Source organism: Xenorhabdus sp. SGI 60 (assembly GCF_056632175.1).
In genome coordinates this window covers 3,857,356-3,882,566 of record NZ_CP196860.1, presented here as the reverse complement: position 1 = coordinate 3,882,566, position 25,211 = coordinate 3,857,356, and the positions used below count along the sequence as shown (strand labels likewise).

General features: G+C 46.0%; 18 protein-coding genes, 2 tRNA genes and 2 pseudogenes. 18 read left to right on the top strand and 4 right to left on the bottom strand.

Features of this window, described 5'->3' with window-relative positions; translation table 11 throughout:
- Positions 1-120: 120 nt before the first annotated feature.
- Entirely contained in the window at positions 121-1,290 is a 1,170-nt protein-coding gene (gene cgtA / locus ACSJJG_RS18345) for an Obg family GTPase CgtA (protein ID WP_481090143.1), read from the top strand.
- A gap of 89 nt (positions 1,291-1,379) precedes the next feature.
- Here cgtA and dacB read toward each other — a convergent pair.
- Positions 1,380-2,839 (bottom strand): annotated as a pseudogene (gene dacB / locus ACSJJG_RS18340) (serine-type D-Ala-D-Ala carboxypeptidase).
- Positions 2,840-3,132: 293 nt separating this feature from the next.
- Here dacB and greA point away from each other — a divergent pair.
- Positions 3,133-3,609 (top strand): transcription elongation factor GreA, encoded by a 477-nt coding sequence (gene greA, locus ACSJJG_RS18335; protein ID WP_193850831.1) that lies wholly within the window; start codon positions 3,133-3,135, stop codon positions 3,607-3,609.
- 91 nt (positions 3,610-3,700) lie between these two features.
- Here greA and yhbY read toward each other — a convergent pair whose 3' ends face one another.
- Positions 3,701-3,994 (bottom strand): ribosome assembly RNA-binding protein YhbY, encoded by a 294-nt coding sequence (yhbY, locus tag ACSJJG_RS18330; protein ID WP_481090142.1) that lies wholly within the window; start codon positions 3,992-3,994, stop codon positions 3,701-3,703.
- A 134-nt stretch (positions 3,995-4,128) separates the two neighbouring features.
- Between yhbY and rlmE the strand changes: the two genes are divergently transcribed.
- The 16 genes and pseudogenes from rlmE to ACSJJG_RS18250 all read left to right on the top strand — a co-directional run bounded on the left by rlmE (position 4,129) and on the right by ACSJJG_RS18250 (position 22,420).
- Complete coding sequence (gene rlmE, locus ACSJJG_RS18325; RefSeq protein WP_481090141.1) at positions 4,129-4,758, top strand: 23S rRNA (uridine(2552)-2'-O)-methyltransferase RlmE; 630 nt, start codon at positions 4,129-4,131, stop codon at positions 4,756-4,758.
- 48 nt (positions 4,759-4,806) lie between these two features.
- Positions 4,807-6,726 carry an ATP-dependent zinc metalloprotease FtsH gene (gene ftsH / locus ACSJJG_RS18320; protein WP_481090140.1) on the top strand — a complete coding sequence of 640 codons (1,920 nt, stop codon included), beginning with the start codon at positions 4,807-4,809 and terminating at the stop codon, positions 6,724-6,726.
- A 66-nt stretch (positions 6,727-6,792) separates the two neighbouring features.
- On the top strand, positions 6,793-7,653 hold the full coding sequence (folP, locus tag ACSJJG_RS18315; RefSeq protein ID WP_481090139.1) for a dihydropteroate synthase: 861 nt from the start codon (positions 6,793-6,795) through the stop codon (positions 7,651-7,653).
- A gap of 129 nt (positions 7,654-7,782) precedes the next feature.
- Positions 7,783-9,120, top strand: a complete 1,338-nt coding sequence (gene glmM / locus ACSJJG_RS18310) for a phosphoglucosamine mutase (protein ID WP_481090138.1) — start codon at positions 7,783-7,785, stop codon at positions 9,118-9,120.
- A 179-nt stretch (positions 9,121-9,299) separates the two neighbouring features.
- Complete coding sequence (gene secG / locus ACSJJG_RS18305; protein ID WP_481090137.1) at positions 9,300-9,638, top strand: preprotein translocase subunit SecG; 339 nt, start codon at positions 9,300-9,302, stop codon at positions 9,636-9,638.
- A gap of 85 nt (positions 9,639-9,723) precedes the next feature.
- A tRNA-Leu gene (locus ACSJJG_RS18300) sits at positions 9,724-9,813 on the top strand.
- Between the two features lie 59 nt (positions 9,814-9,872).
- Positions 9,873-9,949: transfer RNA gene (locus tag ACSJJG_RS18295), tRNA-Met, on the top strand.
- A gap of 226 nt (positions 9,950-10,175) precedes the next feature.
- Positions 10,176-10,628 carry a ribosome maturation factor RimP gene (rimP, locus tag ACSJJG_RS18290; protein WP_481090136.1) on the top strand — a complete coding sequence of 151 codons (453 nt, stop codon included), beginning with the start codon at positions 10,176-10,178 and terminating at the stop codon, positions 10,626-10,628.
- Between the two features lie 21 nt (positions 10,629-10,649).
- A complete protein-coding gene (nusA, locus tag ACSJJG_RS18285; protein ID WP_481090135.1) occupies positions 10,650-12,158 on the top strand; it encodes a transcription termination factor NusA in 1,509 nt (502 codons plus the stop codon).
- A gap of 25 nt (positions 12,159-12,183) precedes the next feature.
- Positions 12,184-14,961 (top strand): translation initiation factor IF-2, encoded by a 2,778-nt coding sequence (gene infB / locus ACSJJG_RS18280; RefSeq protein ID WP_481090134.1) that lies wholly within the window; start codon positions 12,184-12,186, stop codon positions 14,959-14,961.
- A 74-nt stretch (positions 14,962-15,035) separates the two neighbouring features.
- The gene (rbfA, locus tag ACSJJG_RS18275; RefSeq protein WP_481090133.1) at positions 15,036-15,446 is read left to right on the top strand and encodes a 30S ribosome-binding factor RbfA; all 411 of its coding nucleotides are present in this window, start codon (positions 15,036-15,038) and stop codon (positions 15,444-15,446) included.
- Entirely contained in the window at positions 15,446-16,387 is a 942-nt protein-coding gene (gene truB, locus ACSJJG_RS18270) for a tRNA pseudouridine(55) synthase TruB (RefSeq protein ID WP_481090479.1), read from the top strand. Before rbfA ends, truB begins: the two co-directional genes overlap by 1 nt.
- A 183-nt stretch (positions 16,388-16,570) precedes the next feature.
- Positions 16,571-16,840, top strand: coding sequence for a 30S ribosomal protein S15 (gene rpsO / locus ACSJJG_RS18265; RefSeq protein ID WP_481090132.1), 270 nt, complete (start codon positions 16,571-16,573; stop codon positions 16,838-16,840).
- A 263-nt stretch (positions 16,841-17,103) separates the two neighbouring features.
- On the top strand, positions 17,104-19,242 hold the full coding sequence (gene pnp, locus ACSJJG_RS18260; RefSeq protein WP_481090131.1) for a polyribonucleotide nucleotidyltransferase: 2,139 nt from the start codon (positions 17,104-17,106) through the stop codon (positions 19,240-19,242).
- A gap of 207 nt (positions 19,243-19,449) precedes the next feature.
- Positions 19,450-20,334: a lipoprotein NlpI gene (gene nlpI, locus ACSJJG_RS18255; protein WP_348988131.1), complete on the top strand. Its 885-nt coding sequence runs from the start codon at positions 19,450-19,452 to the stop codon at positions 20,332-20,334.
- 170 nt (positions 20,335-20,504) lie between these two features.
- Positions 20,505-22,420: pseudogene (locus ACSJJG_RS18250) on the top strand (DEAD/DEAH family ATP-dependent RNA helicase).
- Positions 22,421-22,619: 199 nt separating this feature from the next.
- Here the strand turns inward: ACSJJG_RS18250 and btsR are convergent.
- Together btsR and ACSJJG_RS18240 are read right to left on the bottom strand one after the other, a co-directional pair.
- Positions 22,620-23,339 carry a two-component system response regulator BtsR gene (btsR, locus tag ACSJJG_RS18245; RefSeq protein ID WP_481090130.1) on the bottom strand — a complete coding sequence of 240 codons (720 nt, stop codon included), beginning with the start codon at positions 23,337-23,339 and terminating at the stop codon, positions 22,620-22,622.
- Positions 23,336-25,045, bottom strand: a complete 1,710-nt coding sequence (locus ACSJJG_RS18240; RefSeq protein ID WP_481090129.1) for a LytS/YhcK type 5TM receptor domain-containing protein — start codon at positions 25,043-25,045, stop codon at positions 23,336-23,338. The genes btsR and ACSJJG_RS18240 overlap by 4 nt, the downstream gene beginning before the upstream one ends.
- Positions 25,046-25,211: the final 166 nt, after the last annotated feature.

Genomic DNA, 25,211 nt, shown 5'->3' with positions numbered 1-25,211 from the left:
TCTTGATCGAATCAGAAGCCCTGCAATGTGTGTTGCGGGGCTTTTTATTATTCTGGATTACGCCATCTCTGGGTACTAGCTGCCATTCAGCTTTACAGTGGCTATCCTACGGAGAAAAAGATGAAATTTGTAGATGAAGCCAGGATTCTGGTTGTAGCGGGAGATGGTGGCAATGGTTGCGTCAGCTTCCGTCGTGAGAAATATATTCCAAAAGGTGGGCCGGACGGCGGCGATGGTGGTGATGGTGGTGATGTCTACCTGCTGGCAGATGAAAACCTCAATACATTGATTGACTACCGTTTTGAAAAATCCTTCCGTGCTGAACGTGGTCAGAATGGACAAAGCCGCGATTGTACGGGTAAACGTGGTCAGGACATTACTATTAAGGTTCCGGTCGGAACTCGTGTTCGTGATGTTGCCACGGGCGAAGTGCTTGGGGATATGCTGCGCCATGAACAGCGTTTTATGGTAGCAAAAGGGGGCTTCCACGGCCTTGGCAATACCCGTTTTAAATCTTCGGTAAATCGTGCTCCTCGTCAAAGAACGATGGGAACTCCCGGAGAAAGTCGTGAGCTGATGTTGGAACTGATGCTACTGGCTGATGTAGGGATGCTGGGTATGCCAAATGCAGGCAAATCTACCTTTATTCGTGCTGTATCGGCAGCAAAACCGAAAGTCGCTGATTATCCATTTACAACCCTGGTGCCAAGCCTTGGCGTTGTGCGTATGGATAACGAGCAAAGTTTTGTCGTCGCAGATATCCCTGGTTTGATTGAAGGTGCATCAGAAGGCGCCGGATTGGGTATTCGTTTCTTGAAGCATTTGGAACGTTGCCGCGTATTGCTGCATTTGATTGATCTCTGCCCAATCGATGAATCCGATCCGGTTGAAAACGCCCGTATCATCATCAAAGAACTGCATAATTACAGTGAAAAACTGGCAGAAAAACCGCGCTGGTTGGTCTTTAACAAAGTCGATCTTACCGATCCAGAAGAAGCTAAACAGCGGGCAAAAGCTATCGCTGATGAGCTTGGTTGGGAAGGCGATTATTACATGATCTCAGCCGTGAATCGTCAGGGCGTAAAAGAGCTTTGCTGGGATATTATGGAGTTCATGAAGACGCAGCCTCGTAGCATGGAAACGTCGGAAGAATCCCAACCGGAAAAAGTTGAATTTATGTGGGATGACTACCATAAAGAGCAGTTACAGCAAGCATCTGACGACGAAGATTTGGATGATGACTGGGACGAAGAAGATGACGAAGGCATCGAGTTTATTTATAAACACTAATCTTCATGTCACCACTTGAATATAACAAAAGGGCACCGTATTTGGCGCCCTTTTTGTGTGGTCAAGCCCTTCTTAATAACAGAGCCAGTTCAGTGACTTTGATATAACGATTTATATAAATCGTGTTCAAAACGCGATAACGGAACACGGCGGGTTCGCTGATCTGCGGAGGAACAGAGTATGCAGAGACAAACTGGACAAAAGCAATTTGCTGCCCACTGACAGCAGTCATAAACCCAGCGAGGTTATAAACCCCTTGCAATGATCCCGTTTTGGCAAAGACCTTACCATCAAGACCCGCTTCATGCAGACCGGGACGATAAGCCAACGTGCCATCATATCCCGCTTTGGGTAACATGGAGATGAAGTCCAGTTCATCATTGTGTTGAGCAATAAATTGCAATATCTCCATCATAGTTGTGGCAGCGATTAAATTGTGGCGTGAAAGGCCGGAACCATCCACCATGACCGTATTGCCCAAATCAATACCCGTTTTCTGTTTTAGAATCTGACGGACAGCATCAGAACCTGCCCGCCATGTCCCTGGAACGTTGAAATAGCGGTGGCCAAGGGTACGAAAGAGGGTATCCGCAATCATGTTATCTGATTTTTTCAACATGATTTCGAGCATCTTATTTAATGGTACAGATTGATTTACGGCGAGGATTTTTTCTGGTTGTTTGGGAGCCGACTGGAGCCGTATATGGCCTTTTAACTCAATACCGGCAATATTCAGTTCATTCTTCAGGAGCTTGCCAGCATAACCAGGCCCATTCTGGATAGCAAAAGCCAATGGCAGTGGTTCATCGCGTTGTGTCAGGCAACCTGTAAGGGTATATCGATTCAAATCACCTGATGTAACATCAAATTCACAATACTTCGCTTCTGGTGAACCCTTAGCCAAGGTTTTGACTTCACTCAGTACATTAACAGGATAAAAAGAAGGCACACGGACAAATGCCAGTTCGCCAGGTTGTTCTGAGCTGTAGAGTGAAACAGAAAAGCAGTTCTTATCCACGATTGCTGCTGATGGGGGGGCGCTGAAACACTGGGTCATATCGTTCCATACCCAGCCCGGGGCTTTGTCATGGCTGGAAAAAATCGAAATATCGATGATGAGGTCCCCGTCAATCTGTTTGATACCCGATTGTTTTAAGGACTCCACCATATTATGCAGTTGTGAACGTGTCAGCATGGGATCACCGACAAAGCGAGCCGTTAGATTACCTTTTAATACACCATTTGAAAGATTAGCATCACTTTCCAGTGTTGTGATAAAACGGTAATCCTTACCAAGCTGCAATAGCGCTGCTAATGCCGTCACAATTTTCTGCGTACTGGCAGGTAAAGCCATTTGTTGCCCGTGATAATCAACTAAGGGATTTTTTGCCCCAACGGCTTGGGAAATAAATGAAAAATGAGTTCCCGTAGGCAAATATTGGGCACTTTTCTCAATAGAAGAGCTATCAGAAGCGGCATTTGTACTGAAAATACTCAGGCTTAAACTGAGCATACAAGCTATTCTGCTGGTCATTTTTAAAAGAGCCATAGATCTCGCGTATGAAGGTGATGTATTCCAGGAATATTTGTATTAATCATACTAAGGTATAATTCAAAGGAAAAGTAAACGATGATCCATCATCAACTCTACGTTAGAATGATGGATTGGCAGGTAAGTATTCCTGTGGACTTCAGATTGTGCTGAATTACACTTCTTTTTATCAAGTATCGTAAGCCCGCCTGATAAGGTGTGCTCATTGTGCTGTTATTAAAAAATGTGCTGTTATTACAAAAATCAGGAAGATGTTGTTTGGGCTTAGGATTAATTTAAAGGTTGAATAAATGAAACAAATTCCGATGACGGTACGTGGCGCGGATAAATTGCGCGAAGAATTAGAACATTTGAAAAATGTACGTCGGCCTCAAATTATTGCCGCAATCGCTGAGGCGCGTGAGCACGGTGATTTGAAAGAAAACGCGGAATATCACGCCGCTCGTGAGCAGCAGGGTTTCTGTGAAGGCCGTATTCAGGAAATTGAGGCTAAACTTTCCAATGCACAGGTGATTGATGTCATGAAGATGACCAACAATGGCCGAGTGATTTTTGGAGCAACGGTCACGGTACTGAACTTGGATTCCGATGAAGAGCAGACCTACCGTATCGTCGGTGATGATGAAGCCAATATTAAAGAAAATCTTCTTTCAGTGAATTCACCGATTGCCCGTGGCCTGATTGGTAAAGAAGTGGATGATGTTGTTGTTATCTCCACGCCTGGCGGTCAAGTAGAATTCGAAGTTTTGAACGTGGATTATATCTAATACACCATGCTCAAAGAAAAAAGGCCAGTTTTTGGCCTTTTTTATCAAGGTAAATAAATTAATATGGCACTTTTGTATAAATATGCCGTGATTATTTAGGTAGACTAATCTTGCGTTCTTCCGATGGACGGTAGAGAACTAATATTTTGCCAATGATTTGCACGTTATGTGCACCTGTTTCACGAACAATTGCTTCGGCGATCAAAGTTTTTATTTCACGATCTTCGCCAGCAACTTTGACTTTGATAAGCTCGTGATGCGAAAGAGTTTGTTCGATTTCAGCCAACACACCTTCGGTCAACCCATTGTTGCCGATCATAACGACAGGCTTTAATGAATGAGCGAGACTTTTCAGGTATTGGATTTGTTTCTTGTTAAGAGTCATCGTTTTTTTGCTTAGTTGGGATTGAAAACGATATATTCTACCGCCATCTCATATCTATCACCATAAAAGTGTGGTGTGATTTGATAAGAGAGCGCAAAAAATATGGCGCCTTATTAGTAGAGTTGGAAAGAACAATGGCCAATAAAAAACGTTCAGCAAGCTCAAGTCGCTGGTTACAGGAACATTTTAGTGATAAATATGTTCTCCAGGCGCAGAAAAAAGGGCTTCGCTCTCGTGCTTGGTTTAAACTTGATGAGATACAACAAAGCGACAAAATCTTTAAACCGGGCATGACCGTTGTTGATTTAGGCGCTGCTCCAGGTGGGTGGTCTCAGTACGTAGTGAGTCAGATTGGTAATGGCGGGCGAGTCATTGCTTGCGATCTTTTGCCGATGGATCCGATAGTTGGGGTCGATTTCCTTCAAGGAGACTTTCGTGATGAGCTGGTATTGAAAACATTACTTGAGAGAGTTGGTGATAATAAAGTCCAGGTCGTCATGTCGGATATGGCTCCTAATATGAGTGGAACTCCCGCGGTCGATATTCCCCGATCCATGTATCTGGTTGAGTTAGCGTTGGATATGTGTCGTGATGTGCTGGCCCCTGGGGGTAGTTTTATTGTCAAAGTATTTCAGGGAGAGGGCTTTGATGAATACCTGAGGGAAATACGCTCCCTTTTTGCGAAGGTAAAAGTTCGTAAACCAGAATCTTCGCGGGCACGATCACGTGAAGTATACATTGTAGCGACAGGGCGGAAAGTGTAGTACCCTGACTACTATTTGTTAACACAGTTGTAATATGAGGTTAATCCCTTGAGTGACATGGCGAAAAACCTGATTCTCTGGTTAGTCATCGCAGTTGTCTTGATGTTATTGTTCCAGAGTTTTGGTCCCGGCGACTCTAGTGGTCGAAGGGTTGATTACTCTAATTTCATCAGTGAGATATCGCAGAATCAAGTAAGCGAAGTACGTATTTCGGGTCGTGACATTGATTTCACTAAGAAGGACAACAGTGGAAAATACAGCACTTATATGCCAATTCAGGATGAAAAGTTGCTGGATACCCTACTTAATAAGCAGGTAAAAGTTGTTGGTGAACCACCAGAACAACAAGGCTTGTTGGCGACCCTCTTTATTTCATGGTTCCCAATGTTACTGCTCATTGGCGTTTGGATCTTCTTTATGCGCCAAATGCAAGGCGGTGGCGGTAAGGGGGCGATGTCTTTTGGTAAAAGCAAAGCCCGGATGTTGACGGAAGATCAGATCAAAACCACGTTTGCCGATGTTGCTGGTTGTGATGAAGCCAAAGAAGAAGTGGGCGAATTGGTTGAGTATCTGCGTGAACCTGGCCGTTTTCAAAAACTGGGGGGTAAAATCCCGAAAGGCATCCTGATGGTTGGCCCTCCAGGTACGGGTAAGACATTGCTGGCGAAAGCCATTGCTGGCGAAGCGAAAGTCCCTTTCTTCACCATCTCGGGTTCTGATTTCGTTGAAATGTTCGTGGGTGTTGGTGCTTCCCGTGTGCGTGATATGTTTGAGCAGGCGAAAAAAGCTGCACCGTGCATCATCTTTATTGATGAAATTGACGCAGTAGGTCGTCAGCGTGGCGCGGGTCTGGGTGGCGGACATGATGAACGTGAACAGACACTGAACCAGATGCTGGTTGAGATGGATGGCTTTGAAGGTAACGAAGGCATTATTGTTATCGCAGCGACTAACCGTCCTGATGTTCTCGATCCTGCTTTGTTACGTCCTGGCCGTTTTGACCGTCAGGTCGTTGTTGGCCTGCCGGATGTTCGTGGCCGTGAGCAAATCCTGAAAGTTCATATGCGCCGCATTCCGCTGGATACTGATATTGATGCATCGGTCATTGCTCGTGGTACGCCAGGTTTCTCTGGCGCAGATTTGGCAAACCTTGTGAATGAAGCTGCTTTGTTTGCTGCTCGCGGTAACAAACGCGTTGTTTCTATGGTTGAGTTCGAAAAAGCCAAAGATAAGATCATGATGGGTGCGGAGCGCCGTTCAATGGTTATGACCGAGGAACAGAAAGAATCCACGGCATACCATGAAGCAGGACATGCCATTATTGGTCGTTTGGTTCCAGAACACGATCCTGTGCATAAAGTGACGATTATTCCGCGTGGCCGTGCGTTGGGTGTGACGTTTTTCTTGCCAGAGGGTGATCAGATCAGTGCAAGCCGTCAGAAGTTGGAGAGCCAAATTTCAACTTTATATGGTGGTCGGTTAGCGGAAGAAATTATCTATGGTGTAGATAATGTTTCTACTGGTGCGTCCAACGATATTAAAGTGGCGACATCTATTGCGCGTAACATGGTGACACAGTGGGGCTTCTCAGAAAAACTGGGGCCATTGCTGTATGCGGAAGAAGAAGGCGAAGTTTTCCTCGGTCGCTCAGTTGCCAAGGCAAAACATATGTCTGAAGACACCGCGCGTTTAATCGATCAGGAAGTGAAGGCTATCATCGATCGTAACTATGTACGTGCTCGTCAGATTCTGATGGATAATCTGGATATTCTTCATTCAATGAAAGATGCATTGATGAAGTATGAAACGATTGATGCTCCTCAGATTGATGATCTGATGAATCGTACAACAGTACGCCCACCAGCAGGTTGGGAAGGTGATAAGAATGACGGTAATAGCAATAACCGTCATAACACTCCATCTCCGCAGCAAACTTCAAAACCTGCGGATGGTAATCCAACCGCATAACGTGGCTAACAATCTTACATTAAACCCCAGGCTTGTCCTGGGGTTTTGACATTAAGGCACCTAGCGATGAAACTGACTGCCAGAGGCAGCGTCCTCAATCTTTCCTGCCCACAAGTGATGGGAATTTTGAACGTTACTCCTGATTCCTTCTTTGACGGTGGAACCCATAATACTTTTGACACAGCATTAGAGCATGCCGCCTGGATGATCAAAGAGGGGGCAACCATTATTGATGTGGGTGGCGAATCGACTCGTCCTGGAGCGAATGAGGTAAGTGAGCAAGAAGAATTGGATCGTGTTATTCCAGTGATTGAGGCGCTGGCACAGCGCTTTGATACCTGGATCTCTGTTGATACCTCAAAAGCGGTTGTTATGCAGGAATCAGCCAAGGCGGGGGCGCATATTATTAATGACGTCCGTGCGTTGCAGGAACCTGGAGCACTTGATGCGGCAGCACAAAGTGGTTTGCCGATCTGCCTGATGCATATGCAGGGGCAACCTCGCACAATGCAAACAGAGCCTCACTATGAAGATGTTGTATCGGAAGTAAAAAATTTCCTGATACAGCAAATTGAGCGCTGTGTTGCGGCGGGTATCGCAAAAAACAACCTGATTCTTGATCCTGGCTTCGGTTTTGGTAAGAACTTATCGCATAATTATCAGTTATTGGCTCACTTGCAAGAATTCCATCATTTGGGGTTACCTATTCTGGCGGGGATGTCACGCAAGTCCATGATTGGCCAATTATTTGATGTACCACCGCAGGAGCGTGTGGCAGGAAGCGTTGCTTGTGCTGTGATTGCAGCTATGAAAGGTGCCCAGATTATCCGTGTACATGATGTAAAAGAAACCGTTCAGGCAATGCAAGTTGTTCATGCAACTCTGTCCGCGTCTGCCAATAATATCTGTATGGAATCCGGTATCTGAAAAGAATATATGTCCATAAAATACATATTCAGAAAATATATAGTTTGTAAAATACACCGTTTGTAAAGAACATGATGTCAGCAAAAAACGCTGAGAGCAGAAAATTCGTTCAGCAAAGGAAAGAACTTTATGAGTAACCGTAAATATTTTGGCACTGACGGTATCCGTGGCAAAGTGGGGAATACCCCAATTACCCCTGACTTTGTATTGAAACTTGGTTGGGCTGCGGGAAAAGTGCTGGCGCGTCATGGTTCTCGCAAAATCATTATTGGTAAAGATACCCGAATCTCAGGTTATATGTTGGAATCTGCTCTGGAGGCAGGGTTAGCCGCAGCGGGATTATCGGCATCCTTTACCGGCCCAATGCCAACACCAGCTGTGGCGTATCTGACACGTACTTTTCGTGCAGAAGCCGGCATTGTCATTTCCGCTTCCCACAACCCTTACTATGATAACGGCATTAAATTCTTCTCCATCGATGGGACTAAATTACCGGATGATGTTGAAGAAGCGATTGAAGCGGAAATGGAAAAACCTCTGACTTGTGTGGAATCTGCTGAGTTAGGGCGTGCAAATCGGATAGTTGATGCAGCGGGTCGTTACATTGAATTTTGTAAAGGGACATTCCCCAGTGAACAAAGTTTAAATGGGTTGAAAATTGTTTTGGATTGCGCCAATGGTGCGACTTACCATATCGCCCCGAATGTGCTCAGGGAGCTGGGAGCGGAGGTAATTACCCTTGGTTGTGAGCCTAATGGCATCAATATCAATGAAGAATGTGGTGCAACGGATGTTCGTCTATTGCAACAGTGTGTACTGGAAGAACAGGCTCACGTTGGTCTGGCATTTGATGGTGATGGTGACCGTATCATCATGGTTGATCATCTGGGGCAAAAAGTTGATGGCGATCAGATCCTTTATATCATTGCCCGTGAAGCGTTGAGACAAGGTCAGCTACGTGGTGGTGCAGTGGGTACGTTGATGAGCAATATGGGGCTGGAGTTGGCACTGAAACAGCTTGGTATTCCATTTGAACGTGCGAAAGTTGGCGACCGCTATGTGCTGGAGAAATTGCAGGAAAAAGGCTGGCGTTTGGGGGCAGAAAATTCAGGCCATGTGATTTTGCTGGACAAAACCACAACAGGAGATGGCATTGTTGCTGGATTGCAAGTTCTGAGTGCAATGGTACGCAATAATATGAGCCTGCATGATCTGTGCAGTGGCATGAAACTTCTGCCGCAAATTTTGGTTAACGTTCGCTTTGCAGGTGATGTCGATCCCCTGAAATCAGAATCAGTGCTTGAAACCGTAAAATCAGTTGAGACTGAATTGAATGGTCGTGGTCGTGTTCTGCTGCGTAAATCAGGTACAGAACCATTGATTCGGGTCATGGTGGAAGGCGAAGATGAAGAGCAAGTCACGGCATTAGCGCATCGTATTGCTGATGCGGTGAAAAAAATAGGTTGATTTGTTGATTTTTTGCCCGAATGACGCCAGTATTTAAAATTAGTCTTGCGTGTCTAAGACGCTTTGGTTAGTATTCTCACCCGCTCAATAAGTTAATTTTTCTAATTTTGTGAGCGGGTGATGCAACATAAAGTCGCTATGAAATTGTGGTAAACGCCACGAGGAAACGGGTACAACATATGTATGAAGCTCTTTTAGGTATATTCTTGCTGGTTGGTATCGGGCTAATAGCTCTGGTTCTGCTACAGCAGGGTAAAGGTGCTGATATGGGTGCTTCTTTCGGCGCAGGTGCATCTAACACGCTGTTTGGTTCATCGGGTTCCGGTAATTTTATGACCCGAATGACGGCTGTTTTTGCCACGTTGTTCATTGTTATCAGTCTGATTCTTGGTAACATGACCAGCAACAAGACGGGTTCCAGCAGTAAATGGGATAACCTTGTCGAACCTGTAAAAGTTGAAAAACAGGCAGAAATTCCGGCAACACCAGTAAAGCCAAATAGTGATATCCCACAGTAACATTCAGTAACAGAATTGAAATAGGGTTGTTGATTTTAACGATGAGTTTAGATAACCATTAAAATAACAATCCTATAAAATCAGTGCCGAGGTGGTGAAATTGGTATACACGCTACCTTGAGGTGGTAGTGCCTAAACAACGGGCGTACGGGTTCAAGTCCCGTCCTCGGCACCAATTAATCTAGAAACTTGCGTTTTTAGTATTATCAGCGTAAGATTTGCCACGTTTTCGAACGCGGGATGGAGCAGCATGGTAGCTCGTCGGGCTCATAACCCGAAGGTCGTCGGTTCAAATCCGGCTCCCGCAACCACTTCTTAACAGCCTGTATCTTTTCAACAGTAATAATTCAGAGCCATTGAGATATCGATCCCTGATTTGACAGGTTGCTTTGAAAGGTATAAAAAAAGAAGTAGGTTGAGACCGCTGGCAGTAAATAGGGTCCAGTTGCATAAAGCCCCGAGTGTCGGGGTTTTTTGTTATTTGACAGCAGAATTACTGGGCTAATATAGCCCTTTTTTTATGTCTTGGGGGTGGGCTTGTCCACATTAGAGCAAAAATTAACAGAGATAATTTCAGCACCCGTTGAAGCTTTGGGTTTTGAATTAGTTGGCCTGGAGTTTATTCGTGCTCGTGTATCGACGTTGCGAGTCTATATTGATAGTGAGGAGGGTATCACTGTTGATAATTGTGCTGATGTTAGCCACCAGGTCAGTGCAGTGCTTGATGTTGAAGATCCGATTCCAGGACTTTATAACTTGGAAATATCTTCACCAGGGCTTGAGCGTCCACTGTTTAAGGCTGAACATTACCAGCGTTTTATTGGTGAAAAAGTCAGTTTGGTTTTACGCATGGCAATGCAGAACCGTCGCAAATGGCAAGGTATCATCAAGGCAGTTGATGGTGAAATGATTACGGTTACGGTGGATGGAAAAGACGAAGTGTTCGCACTGAGCAACATCCAGAAAGCGAACCTGGTACCCCACTTTTAAAGTTCGGATGAGGCAACTAGGATGAATAAAGAAATTCTGGCTGTTGTGGAAGCGGTTTCTAATGAAAAATCACTCCCTCGCGAAAAAATCTTCGAAGCATTAGAGATTGCACTGGCGACAGCCACCAAGAAAAAGTATGAGCAGGAAATCGACGTCCGCGTCTGTATCGATCGTAAATCAGGTGATTTTGATACCTTCCGTCGCTGGTTAGTTGTTGACGAAGTGACGCAGCCAACGCGTGAAATTACTCTGGAAGCGGCAAAATTTGACAACCCAGAGATTGAACTGGGTGGTTATATTGAAGATCAAATTGAATCAGTGACCTTTGACCGCATTACGACTCAGACGGCAAAACAGGTTATCGTACAGAAAGTACGTGAAGCTGAGCGTGCGATGGTTGTTGATCAATTCCGTGAACAGCAGGGCGAAATTGTGACCGGTCAGGTCAAAAAAATGAACCGCGAAAATATTACTTTGGATTTAGGTAGTAATGCTGAAGCGGTCATTTTACGTGAAGACATGTTGCCACGGGAAAACTTCCGTCCAGGTGACCGCGTGCGCGGTGTTCTGTATGATGTTCGTCCTGAAGCGCGTGGTGCACAACTTTTCATCACTCGTTCTCGTCCTGAGATGTTGGTTGAATTGTTCCGCATCGAAGTGCCTGAGATTGGTGAAGAGATCATTGAGATCAAAGCGGCTGCTCGTGATCCGGGTTCCCGTGCAAAGATCGCAGTGAAAACCAACGACAAGCGTATTGATCCTGTTGGCGCTTGTGTCGGTATGCGTGGTGCAAGGGTACAAGCCGTTTCCAGTGAACTGGGCGGTGAAAGAATTGACATCGTGCTGTGGGACGATAACCCTGCGCAGTTTGTCATTAATGCAATGGCTCCGGCGGATGTTGCATCTATTGTGGTTGACGAAGACAATTGCACTATGGATGTTGCCGTAGAAAACAGTAATCTTGCTCAGGCGATTGGACGTAATGGTCAGAACGTTCGTCTGGCGGCACAACTGTTGAAAAAACATCGTGGTGATGACAAATGGGAACTCAATGTCATGACTGCGGAAGAGCTACAAGCAAAACATCAGGCAGAAGCACACGCTTCTATTGATACATTTACTAAGCATCTCGACATTGATGAAGATTTCGCCACTGTATTGGTCGAGGAAGGTTTCTCTACACTGGAAGAACTGGCATATGTGCCAATTAATGAACTTCTGGCAGTAGAGGGCCTTGATGAAGAAACCGTTGAAGTTCTTCGTGAACGCGCTAAAGCGGCCTTGACGACGCTGGAACTGGCTCAGAAAGAGAGTCTTAGTGATCAGCAACCTGCCGAAGATTTATTAAATTTGTCTGGCATGGAGCGTACTTTGGCGTTTAACCTGGCTGCCTGTGGCATCTGCACTCTGGAAGATCTTGCCGAGCAGGGTATCGACGACTTATCTGATATCGAAGGACTGAATGATGAGAAAGCAGGAGAACTCATTATGGCAGCCCGAAATATCTGTTGGTTTGGCGATGATGCATAAATAAACTGTAGCAGGAAGGAACAGAATGACAGAGGTAACCGTAAAAATACTGGCAGAAGAGATCCAGACATCGGTGGAACGTCTAATCCAGCAATTTGCTGATGCTGGCATTCAGAAAACCGCAACTGACTCTGTTTCCCAGAAAGAAAAAGAAGCTTTGCTGGCCCATCTGAATCGCGAACAAGGCGGTTCTGGCGGTCAGCCAGGTAAAATGACATTACAGCGCAAAACGCGCAGTACACTAAACGTTCCTGGCACCGGTGGCAAAAGTAAATCGGTAGCGATTGAAGTCCGCAAAAAACGCACATATGTAAACCGCGATACCACTGAACAGGTTAATGCGGAAGAGCAGGAAAAGCGTGAAGCGGAAGAGCAGGCTCGGCGCGAGGCAGAAGAGAAGGCGCGGCTTGAGGCTGAAGCGAAAAAATTCGCGGAAGATCAAGCTAAACGTGAAGCTGAAGAAAAGGCTAAACGTGAAGCTGTAGAGAGCGCTCGACGTGAAGCAGAAGAAAAAGCCAAACGTGAAGAGGCTAAACTGTCTCAGCGTGAGGCGGCGGAAAAAGAAAAAGTGACTAAGCAACATACCGAAATCAAGCAAAAATCAGTTCAGAATCACTCTGCGGCGCAAAGTGAAAAAGCGCGACGTGAAGCTGAAGCTGCAAATTTAAAACGTAAAGCTGAAGAAGAAATGCGCCGTAAGGTGGAAGAGGAGGCTAAACGTGTTGCAGAAGAAGCGCGTCGAATGGCAGAAGAGAACAAAGACAAATGGTCTTATGACTCTGAGAACAATAATAGTGATACCAGTAGTGACTACCATATAACCACTTCCCGCTATGCTCGTGATGCGGAAGATGAAAATGACGCCAAAGTAGAAGGCGAGCGTCGTTCCCGCTCCCGTGGTGGCAAATCCCGCCAGAAGAAGAATAATAAACATTCTGAATCGAAAGCTGATCGCGAAGAAGCGCGGGCTGTAGGTCGTACCAAAGGTAAACAACGTAAGCCTAGTACTTTACAACAAAGTTTCACGAAACCGGTAGCTGCGGTTAACCGTGATGTTGTGATTGGTGAGACAATTACTGTTGCTGAATTGGCTAACAAAATGGCCGTCAAAGGTGCCCAGGTCATTAAGACCATGATGAACATGGGAGCAATGGTCACCATCAACCAAGTGATTGATCAGGAAACAGCGCAACTGGTTGCCGAAGAAATGGGGCACAAAGTTATCCTGCGTCGTGAAAACGAACTGGAAGAAGCGCTGATGAGCGATCGTGATACGGGTGAAACACAGGCAGAAGCTCGTGCGCCAGTTGTGACTATCATGGGGCACGTTGACCACGGTAAAACTTCTCTGCTGGACTATATCCGTTCCACTAAAGTGGCTTCTGGAGAGGCGGGTGGTATTACCCAGCACATTGGTGCGTATCATGTGAAAACTGAAAAAGGCATGATCACCTTCCTGGATACCCCAGGCCATGCTGCGTTTACCTCCATGCGTGCACGTGGTGCGAAAGCAACAGATATCGTTGTTCTGGTTGTAGCCGCGGATGATGGTGTGATGCCACAGACCATAGAAGCTATCCAGCACGCTAAAGCAGCCAACGTACCCGTTGTTGTTGCGGTGAACAAGATCGATAAGCCAGAAGCTGATCCGGATCGCGTGAAGAATGAATTGTCGCAATACGGTATCATTTCAGAAGAGTGGGGCGGTGAAAACCAGTTCATCAATGTGTCTGCCAAAGCTGGTATTGGTATTGATGAATTGCTGGAAGCCATTTTGCTTCAGTCTGAAGTCCTTGAACTGAAAGCGGTACGCACGGGTATGGCGAATGGTGTGGTCATTGAATCCTTCCTGGATAAAGGCCGCGGCCCAGTTGCAACCATTCTGGTTCAGTCTGGTACGCTGAACAAAGGCGATATCGTTCTGTGTGGCTTCGAGTATGGCCGTATCCGTGCAATGCGTAACGAACTTGGCCGCGAAGTGACTTCGGCTGGCCCCTCTATCCCAGTGGAAATTTTGGGTCTGTCCAATGTGCCATCTGCGGGTGATGAAGCAACGGTTGTTCGTGATGAGAAAAAAGCGCGTGAAGTGGCCTTGTATCGTCAGGGTAAATTCCGCGAAGTGAAATTGGCCCGTCAGCATAAAGCTAAGTTGGAAAACATCTTCGCTAACTTAGAAGAAGGCAAGGTCTCTGAACTGAACATTGTTCTGAAAACGGATGTTCAAGGGACTTGTGAAGCCATTAGTGATTCACTGCTGAAATTGTCTACTGATGAAGTTAAAGTGAAAATCATCGGTTCTGGTGTGGGTGGTATCACTGAAACCGATGCGACACTGGCAGCGGCATCTGAAGCAATTATTCTGGGCTTCAACGTTCGTGCTGATGCTTCTGCACGTCGTGTCATTGAAAACGAAAGTTTGGATCTGCGTTACTACTCCGTTATCTATAACCTGATTGATGAGATCAAACAGGCTATGAGCGGTATGCTGGCACCAGAATACAAACAGCAGATCATGGGTCTTGCCGAAGTTCGTGATGTGTTTAAATCACCGAAATTTGGTGCCATTGCGGGTTGTATGGTGACAGAAGGTTCCATCAAGCGTAATAACCCGATCCGCGTATTGCGCGATAACGTTGTCATTTACGAAGGTGAATTGGAATCCTTGCGTCGCTTTAAGGATGACGTTAACGAAGTCCGTAATGGTATGGAATGTGGTATCGGTGTGAAGAACTACAATGATGTTCGCGTTGGCGATATGATTGAAGTCTTTGAAGTGATTGAAATTAAACGCTCCATCGATTAATACCATTATTTATTAATACATTCATTCCATTCTTGGGGGGCTTTATGCCCCCCAAAATGTCAGGAGATATAACAATGGCAAGAGAATTTAGTCGTACTCAGCGCGTTGCACAGGAAATGCAAAAAGAAATTGCCATCATTTTACAGCGTGAAATCAAAGATCCCCGTATCGGAATGGCGACAGTCTCTGGTGTTGAGGTTTCCCGCGATCTGGCTTATGCCAAAGTATTTGTCACCTTTCTGAATGTGCTTGTGGACGGGCATGATTCAGATATGGTTAAAGAAGGTATCAAAGCATTGAACGAAGCCTCTGGTTTTATTCGTTCCCTGCTGGGTAAAGCGATGCGCCTGCGTATCATTCCTGAACTGACATTCTCTTATGACAGTTCTTTGGTGGAAGGGATGCGTATGTCGAATTTGGTTAGCAACGTCGTTAAAAATGATGAGAAACGTCGCGCATCTGTGGATCACAATGAGGAAAAATGATGGGGCGCCGTCGTAAAGGCCGTGCTATACACGGTGTACTGCTGCTGGATAAGCCGCAGGATATTTCCTCCAATGATGCGTTACAGAAAGTCAGGCGGATTTTTAATGCCAGTAAGGCAGGTCATACTGGTGCGCTGGATCCATTGGCGACAGGCATGTTGCCGATTTGCCTGGGTGAAGCGACCAAATTTTCCCAATTCTTGCTGGATTCTGACAAACGCTATCGTGTGATTGCCCGTTTGGGGCAGCGTACGGATACGTCGGATTCACATGGAACAATCATCAGTGAGCGCGACGTAAAAATCACCGAATTTCAGCTCAATGCTGCATTGGATCAATTCCGTGGTGATACCATGCAGGTCCCTTCCATGTACTCTGCATTGAAACATCAGGGAAAACCGCTATACGAATATGCCCGTCAGGGGATTGAAGTGGAGCGGGAAGCGCGTCCTATTACTGTTTATGAATTGCAATTCATTCGCTGGGAAGGGAATGAGCTGGAATTGGAAATACACTGTTCTAAGGGAACTTACATTCGTACCATCATTGATGATTTAGGGGAACTTTTGGGCAGTGGCGCGCATGTCATTTATCTGCGTCGTTTGCAGGTTGCCGACTATCCCAATCAAAGAATGGTAACGTTGGAACAGTTATATGAGTTAAAACAACAGGCTGAAGCTCAAGAAGTTGAGGCTTGGGAATTGCTTGATCCATTGTTGCTACCCATGGATACCGCCGTGGTTCATTTTCCTGCCATTCACTTAACCTCTGTCGTTGCGTCGTACTTCAAACAAGGCCAGCCAGTTCGCAGCAACCATAATTTAGCTTCAGATGAATGGGTGAGGGTGACCGAAGGAGATGAAAATAAATTCATCGGCATTGCAATGATTGATGATGATGGATTAGTGGCTCCACGCCGTCTGGTTGTTGAAACGGAATAATGATAGCAATAGATAGACAGACAAGGAATTTTCAGCAGGTAAATTGAGTTGAGGCACAGAATGACGGTGATTGTGCTGTCTTGCGCTTCACCTATTTGCAGCGTAGAATACCGCGTCTGTACATGAGTGGCTGAATTAGAGATCGGCACTCGTTATTTTAAATTACATATTTGGAGTTATACTATGTCTCTAAGTACTGCTGCAAAAGCGCAGATTATTGCTGAATTTGGTCGCGGCGCTAACGACAGTGGTTCCAGCGAAGTTCAGATCGCACTGCTGACTGCTGACATCAACCACCTGCAAGGTCACTTTTCAGAGCACAAAAAAGATCACCACAGCCGTCGTGGTCTGCTGAGAAAGGTTGCACAGCGTCGTAAGCAACTGGACTACCTGAAGCGTAAAGATTTGGCACGCTATACTGCTCTGATTGAGCGTCTGGGACTGCGTCGCTAATTGATGAGTTTCAGTGGAAAGGGGCCAAATTAGGCCCCTTTTCTTCTAGGAAACGGAATTGCCAGGAAACTGAATCGGAAAATTTAATCTACTGTTTTTTGTGCCGTTTCTAAAAATTAAACCTCTTCCGCTACAGTGACTCGCGCGGCTAATGAGAGTCCTCAAAGCAGTGAGCACTGTCATTAGTCGTGAGGGTGTAGCAAGAAGAGAAAATCTATTGTTGCCGATTTTTTGAGCGGTGACACTAACAAAGGAAAATTATTTTGCTTAATCCGATTGTTCGTAAATTCCAGTATGGTCAACACACTGTGACCATCGAAACTGGCATGATGGCTCGTCAGGCGACAGCAGCCGTTATGGTCAATATGGATGACACAGCGGTATTTGTCACCGTTGTCGGTCAAAAGAAAGTCAAAACAGGTCAGGATTTCTTCCCTCTGACCGTTAACTATCAGGAGCGCACTTACGCTGCTGGCCGTATTCCGGGAAGTTTCTTTCGTCGCGAAGGCCGTCCGGGTGAAGGTGAAACATTAGTTGCCCGTCTTATCGACCGCCCTCTACGCCCTCTGTTTCCAGAAGGTTTCTTGAATGAAGTTCAAATCATCGCGACAGTCGTTTCTGTTAACCCACAAGTAAACCCTGATATCGTTGCCATGATCGGCTCTTCTGCTGCACTGGCATTGTCTGGCATCCCATTCAATGGCCCAATTGGTGCTGCGCGTGTGGGTTACATTAACGATCAGTACGTACTGAACCCAACCAGTGATGAGCTGAAACACAGCCGTTTGGATCTGGTCGTTGCAGGTACAAATAACGCGGTGCTGATGGTTGAATCCGAAGCCGAGCTGCTGACTGAAGAGCAAATGTTGGGTGCAGTTGTGTTTGGTCACGAGCAACAACAGATTGTGATTGATAACATCAATGCACTGGTTGCTGAAGCAGGCAAAGAGAAATGGGATTGGGCACCAGAGCTGATTAATCAGCCTCTGCACGATCGGGTTGCAGAATTGGCTGAAACCCGTCTAGGTGATGCTTATCGCATTACTGAGAAGCAGGAGCGTTATGCTCAGGTTGATAGCATCAAAGAAGAAGTCACTGCGGTTATCCTGGCAGAATTTGCAGAAAAAGGCGTTGAACTGGATGAAACCGAAGTTTTTGACGTTCTCGCTGCTCTGGAGAAAAATGTTGTTCGTGGCCGTGTTCTGCGTGGTGAACCGCGTATTGATGGTCGTGAAAAAGACATGGTTCGTGCTCTGGACGTTCGTACAGGTGTACTGCCACGTACTCATGGTTCATCCCTGTTTACCCGTGGTGAAACGCAGGCACTGGTGACTGCAACACTGGGTACAGAGCGTGATGCCCAAGTTATCGATGAGCTGATGGGTGAGCGTACAGATCGCTTCCTGTTCCACTATAACTTCCCTCCGTATTCTGTTGGTGAAACTGGCATGGTCGGTTCACCAAAACGCCGTGAAATTGGTCATGGTCGTCTGGCGAAACGTGGCGTATTGGCTGTGATGCCAAGCAACAACGAATTCCCATATACCGTTCGCGTGGTCTCTGAAATCACTGAATCCAACGGTTCTTCCTCTATGGCTTCTGTCTGTGGTGCATCACTGGCATTGATGGATGCGGGTGTACCCGTTAAGGCCGCCGTTGCGGGTATCGCAATGGGTCTGGTGAAAGAAGGGGAAAACTTTGTTGTTCTGTCTGACATTTTGGGTGATGAAGATCATCTGGGCGACATGGACTTTAAAGTTGCGGGTAGCCGAGATGGTATCAGCGCCTTGCAAATGGACATCAAAATCGAAGGCATTACCCGTGAAATCATGCAGATTGCTCTGAATCAGGCTAAAGGCGCCCGCTTGCACATTCTGAGTGTGATGGAACAGGCAATTCACAGCCCACGCAATGATATTTCTGAATTTGCACCACGTATCCACACTATCAAGATCAATCCAGACAAGATCAAAGATGTGATTGGTAAAGGGGGTTCCGTGATCCGCGCATTGACGGAAGAAACAGGGACTACCATTGAGATTGAAGACGATGGCACAGTGAAGATTGCGGCGACTGACGGTGACAAAGCACGTCATGCTATCAGACGTATCGAAGAAATCACTGCGGAAGTTGAAGTGGGTCGCATTTATGCTGGTAAAGTGACCCGCATTGTTGATTTTGGTGCATTTGTTGCTATCGGCGGTGGTAAAGAAGGGCTGGTACACATTTCTCAGATTGCCGAAAAACGTGTTGAGAAAGTCACTGATTATCTGCAAATTGGGCAAGAAGTGCCGGTGAAAGTGCTGGAAATTGACCGTCAGGGACGTATCCGCCTGAGCATGAAAGAAGCCGTGATTACAACTGATGCGGAACTGCAATCATCAGAATCATCAGTAGAATAAATTTGACGTAAAGAGCGGCGTCCTGTAAAAAGGGCGCCGTTTATCTCAATAAATTTCGAGTTATTGTCCGTAGTATATGTTCACAGTAGCCTGGCAATAGTTTGAAAGGTGATGAGAAGAAGTCAATTTTGGGCAGGAAGCCTGAAATATACAATGTGGGTGGAGTAATAGGGCATTTTGATTGATGTCTGGCTTCGGGAGTGGGAAATGAATTCTTTTCTGCGCTGGTGTTATGTTGCAGCTATTTTTCTCCTGGTGGGATGTAGCGGCACTGGGTGGCGTAAAAATGAAGTTATTGCTATTCCATTACAACCGACATTGCAACAAGAGGTTATTCTGGCTCGCATGGAGCAAATACTGGCGAGTCGGTCACTGACGGAAGATGAATATGCACAGCTTTTATATGAACGAGGTGTGCTGTATGATAGCCTTGGGTTGAGGGCACTGGCGCAGAATGATTTTTCAGTGGCTTTGTCTATCCGCCCTGATATTCCTGAAATTTTTAATTATCTGGGAATTTATTTTACGCAGGCAGGCAATTTTGATTCTGCCTATGAAGCGTTTGATTCTGTTTTAGAGCTTGATCCAACTTACAACTACGCGCGAATGAATCGCGGCATTTCACTGTATTACGGTGGCCGCTATCGATTGGCGCAGGATGATCTGCAGGCGTTTTATCAAGACGATCCAAATGACCCCTTCCGTTCGTTGTGGTTGTACCTTGTGGAAGATAAAATTGATCCTAAGGTTGCAATGACGAATTTGTCGTACCATTTTGACAAAGCGAAGCGGGGGAGATGGGGCTGGAATATTGTTGAATTCTATTTAGGCAAAATCGGTGAAAAAACATTGATGGAACGCTTAAAACAGGGTTCAACAGATAACACTTCGCTCGCTGAGCATCTCAGTGAAACTGACTTCTATTTAGGTAAACATTACCTAAGTCTGGGGGATGAGGATAGCGCAACTGCGTTATTCAAGCTGACGGTGGCTAACAATGTGCATAACTTTGTTGAGCACCGCTACGCATTGTTGGAATTGGCGCTATTGGGCCAAAAACAAGATGATTTATCGGAATCGAACCAACAATAGCTGACGAACATTTTCACGACAGATTTTAAAGTCCACATCTCTGGAGATGGGGGCTTGTTTGTTCGTTTAATAACATAATTTGAGCCAGTTCACATTTTAAATGAAAATGACAGAAATTCTTTTCACTGTGTTATGTAGACTGGCCGCCACGATTAATGAGGCACCATTACATGACCACTGAGACTGAAATCTCTTTTGCTGATTTAGGTTTATCAGCACCTATTCTTTCTGCGTTGGGAGACCTGGGCTATGAGAAGCCTTCTCCTATTCAACAACAATGTATCCCTCACCTGTTGAGCGGCCGTGATGTGCTTGGCATGGCACAGACAGGCAGTGGTAAGACCGCTGCTTTCAGCTTGCCTTTATTGAATAACATTGATGCTGAACTTAAAGCGCCACAAATTCTTGTGTTAGCGCCAACCCGTGAACTGGCGGTGCAGGTTGCTGAAGCGTGTTCAGATTTTTCCAAACATATGCGCAACGTGAATGTTGTTGCACTTTACGGTGGGCAGCGTTATGACGTTCAGTTACGCGCCTTGCGTCAGGGGCCACAAGTTGTGGTGGGAACACCGGGACGTTTGCTCGACCATCTGAAACGTGGAACATTGGATCTGTCCAACCTGAAAGGTTTGGTATTAGATGAAGCTGACGAAATGTTGCGTATGGGCTTTATCGAAGATGTTGAAAACATCATGAGCCAGATCCCTGCTGAACATCAGACCGCGCTGTTCTCCGCGACAATGCCAGAAGCGATCCGCCGCATCACTCGCCGTTTCATGAATGATCCACAGGAAGTTCGTATTCAGAGCAGTGTCACAAACCGTCCTGACATTAGCCAAAGCTACTGGTCTGTTTACGGTGTGCGCAAAAATGAAGCGTTGGTGCGTTTTCTTGAAGCGGAAGATTTTGATGCTGCGATTATTTTCGTGCGTACCAAGAATGCAACGCTGGAAGTTGCAGAAACGCTGGAGCGTAACGGCTACAACTCTGCGGCACTGAATGGTGACATGAACCAGGCTCTGCGTGAACAGACACTTGAGCGCCTGAAAGATGGCCGTTTGGACATTCTGATTGCGACCGATGTCGCTGCTCGTGGTCTGGATGTTGAGCGCATTAGCCTGGTGGTTAACTACGACATCCCAATGGATGCAGAATCTTATGTACACCGTATCGGTCGTACTGGTCGTGCTGGCCGTGCGGGTCGTGCCCTGTTGTTTGTTGAAAACCGCGAACGTCGTTTGCTGCGTAACGTTGAACGCACCATGAAACTGACCATCCCGGAAGTTGAACTGCCAAACGCAGAACTTCTGAGCCAGCGTCGTCTGGAGAAATTTGCGGCCAATGTTCAGAATCAACTGGAAAGCAGCGATTTGGAACAATATCGCGCATTGTTGTCTAAGCTGGGTACTGGCGATGATCTGGATATGGAAACACTGGCAGCAGCCCTGCTGAAAATGGCACAAGGTGAGCGCTCACTTATTCTGCCACCCGATCCAGTGCGTCGTCCTCGCCGTGAATTCAACGAGCGTGATGACCGTCGTCGTAATGGTAATGGTACTGGCTTTAGTGGCGTGACGGTGAGCGTGACAGAGGTGATCGTCCTCGTCGTGAGCGTCGCGACGTGGGTGATATGGAACTGTATCGCATTGAAGTTGGCCGTGATGATGGTGTTGAAGTTCGCCATATTGTGGGCGCAATTGCAAACGAAGGTGATATCAGCAGCCGTTATATCGGTAATATCAAACTGTTTGCTACCCACTCTACGATTGAGCTGCCAAAAGGCATGCCAGGGGAGTTGCTGTCTCACTTCACTCGTACTCGTATTTTGAACAAGCCACTGAATATGCAGTTGATGGGTGATGCGCAACCCTTTGAACGTCGTGAGCGTCGTGGTGGCCGCAATGGTAACGGCGGCAATGCTGGCAATGGCCCACGCCGTGATCGTGATGGTTCCGGTAATAACGGTGGCCGTCGTTTTAACAACGAACGTCGTGGTGGTGGTGAGCGTGGTTCTTTCCGCGGTCGCGGCAACGATGATTTCAATGGTGGTGCACCACGCCGTCGTCAAAGCAATGGTAATGTATAAGCACTAATCTCTCATTGACGTGCTTGATTTATCGTTGCGTTGAAAATATCGCAATGATGAATTAAATAAAGCCCTTTCTCTTAATGGAGAAAGGGCTTTTGCTATTTATCTCTCTGATTTTATTAAATAATATACGTTGCATGAAATTATGTCAATATACGTTGCATGAATTATGTCCTAAGCAATAACTAAGCAATGATCAATTTAACCCTAATTCTTCTTTAAGGGGTTTCAAATAACGACGACTAACGGGAATACGCTCTTCGTTGCTCAGTACCAGCTCTGCCTGCCCATTTTCGCCAAAAACAATTTCCCGTAATTGGGTCATGTTGACTAAATACTGGCGATGGCAGCGAGTGAGTGCAGTGCGGGTTTCCAGCGTCCGCAGGGTCAACTCGGTAAATCCTTCCTGCCCGTTCGCACTCATGACATATACACCACTTAGTCGGGAAGTGACATACAGAACATCATCCAATGGCATCAGCCAGATTCGGCTATGTCCGGCACAGGGAATATATTTCAGCTGTTCATCTTCACGTTGAAGATCAGCCAGATTTTGCTTTTGATAGCCAGTACGCAGTCGTTGCAGCGTCTTACCCAGGCGCCCTTTTTCCAGCGGCTTCAATAAATAATCGAAAGCATGTTCTTCAAAGGCTTGCACTGCATATTCATCAAACGCAGTCAGAAAAACAATGTAAGGGCGATGCTCAGGATCAAGCATACCAGCCATTTCCAGCCCGGTAATACGGGGCATTTGAATATCAAGAAAAACCACATCGGGTTTCAGGCGATGGATGGCACCAATCGCTTCTACTGCATTGGCACATTCACCAATAATTTGGATATCCGTTTCCTCTTCCAGCAGACAACGTAGATTTTCACGCGCCAATGGCTCATCATCAACAATCAATATATTCATATTTGCGTCGCTTTTTTAGCCTGTTTTTTTTCTAATGGTAAACACAAAATGACACGGGTAAATTCTTCTGGCTGACAATCAACTCTCACCCCATACTGTTTACCATAATTAAGCCGTAGCCGTTTATCTACTAAACTCATCCCAAGGCCATCATCTCCCACTTTTTTGGGGCAATATAGCCCGGCATTATCTTCAATCTCTACCAATAGCAACTGCTCTTCTTGATAGGCGCTAATCGTAATTCTTCCTGTATCCAGTAACTGTGATGTGCCATGTTTAATCGCATTTTCTACCATTGGTTGGAGGGAAAAAGCCGGTAACCGTGCATCACGCAGGGATTCAGGGATTTCGATAGCAATTTGGAGGCGCTCACGGAAACGGGCCTTCTCAATTTGTAAGTAAGCGTTTACATGCTCTATCTCATTTTCCAGCGTGGCAATATCTTTAGGTCGCTTTAAATTCTTACGGAAAAATGTTGAAAGATACTGCACAAGCTGGCCTGCCTGCTGGCTATCCCGACGGATAACCGCTTGCAGTGTATTTAAGGCATTAAATAAAAAGTGAGGATTCACTTGTGCGTGAAGGAGCTTTACTTCTGATTGCAGCAAAGATTGCTTATTCCGTTCATACTGTCCGGCAAGAATTTGGGCAGAGAGCAGGCTGGCAATTCCCTCGCCTAATGTACGATTAATGGAACTGAACAGACGATTCTTGGCTTCGTAGAGTTTGATCGTACCAATAACTTGTTGGTTCTCTCCCCGTAACGGGATCACCAGCGCGGAGCCAAGTTTGCAGGTTGGGTTAAGGGAACAGCAATAAGGTGTTTCATTGCCATCGGCATACACAACCTCATTATTCTCGATAGCGCGACGAGATTGTTTGGAAGCGATGGGAGTACCGGCTAAATGATGATCCGAACCGATACCGATAAACGCCAGTAACTTCTCTCTATCCGTAATCGCGACAGCCCCGATCTCCAACTCCTGATAGATCACTTTCGCCACTCGCATACTGTTATCTTCATTAAATCCCTTACGCAAAATTCCTTCGGTACAGACCGCAATCTTTAGCGCTTGGGCAGAAAAAGCGCTGGTGTATTTTTCGAAAATGGCGCGCCGGTCCAATAAGATGCGGATAAACATGGCCGCCCCGATACTATTAGCGATGATCATGGGAGCGGCGATATCTTTCACCAAACTCAGGGCCTCACTGAAAGGAGTGGCAAGCAGCAGGATAATTCCCATTTGAGTGCATTCAGCAAGGAAAGTAACGATGGCCGCCGTCCAGGGGTTCAATAATTTATTGATCTGTCCTTTTCTCATCAGATAAATATGTACAAGGCCACCCAGTATGCCTTCTACAATGGTGGATACCATACAGCTAAATGCGGTCATTCCGCCAAGAGAATAACGGTGCAGGCCGCCAGTGAACCCGACCATCGCCCCTACGGTTGGCCCGCCGAGAAAGCCTCCCAATACGGCGCCAATCGCACGGGTATTGGCAATCGAATCGTTAACGTGCAGTCCAAAATAGGTTCCCATAATGCAAAAGATGGAAAAAATTACGTAACACATCAGCTTATGAGGTAAACGGACCGTCACTTGCAACAAGGGAATAAACAGAGGGGTTTTACTCAGGAGCCAAGCGATCACCAGATAGACACACATCTGCTGAAGTAATAACAACACCAGGTTAAATTCGTACATATATTTTCATTTTGCGATTAATAACGTGTGATTAATAACGATAAAAATTTAATTCGCTATTATCAAAGGATAAATTTAACACCGTCAATAGATATTGGCAGGATAACGTATTTAAGGATAGAAAAGCACTATCCGCCCACGTGGGGCGGATTTTGGGACCAGCAAT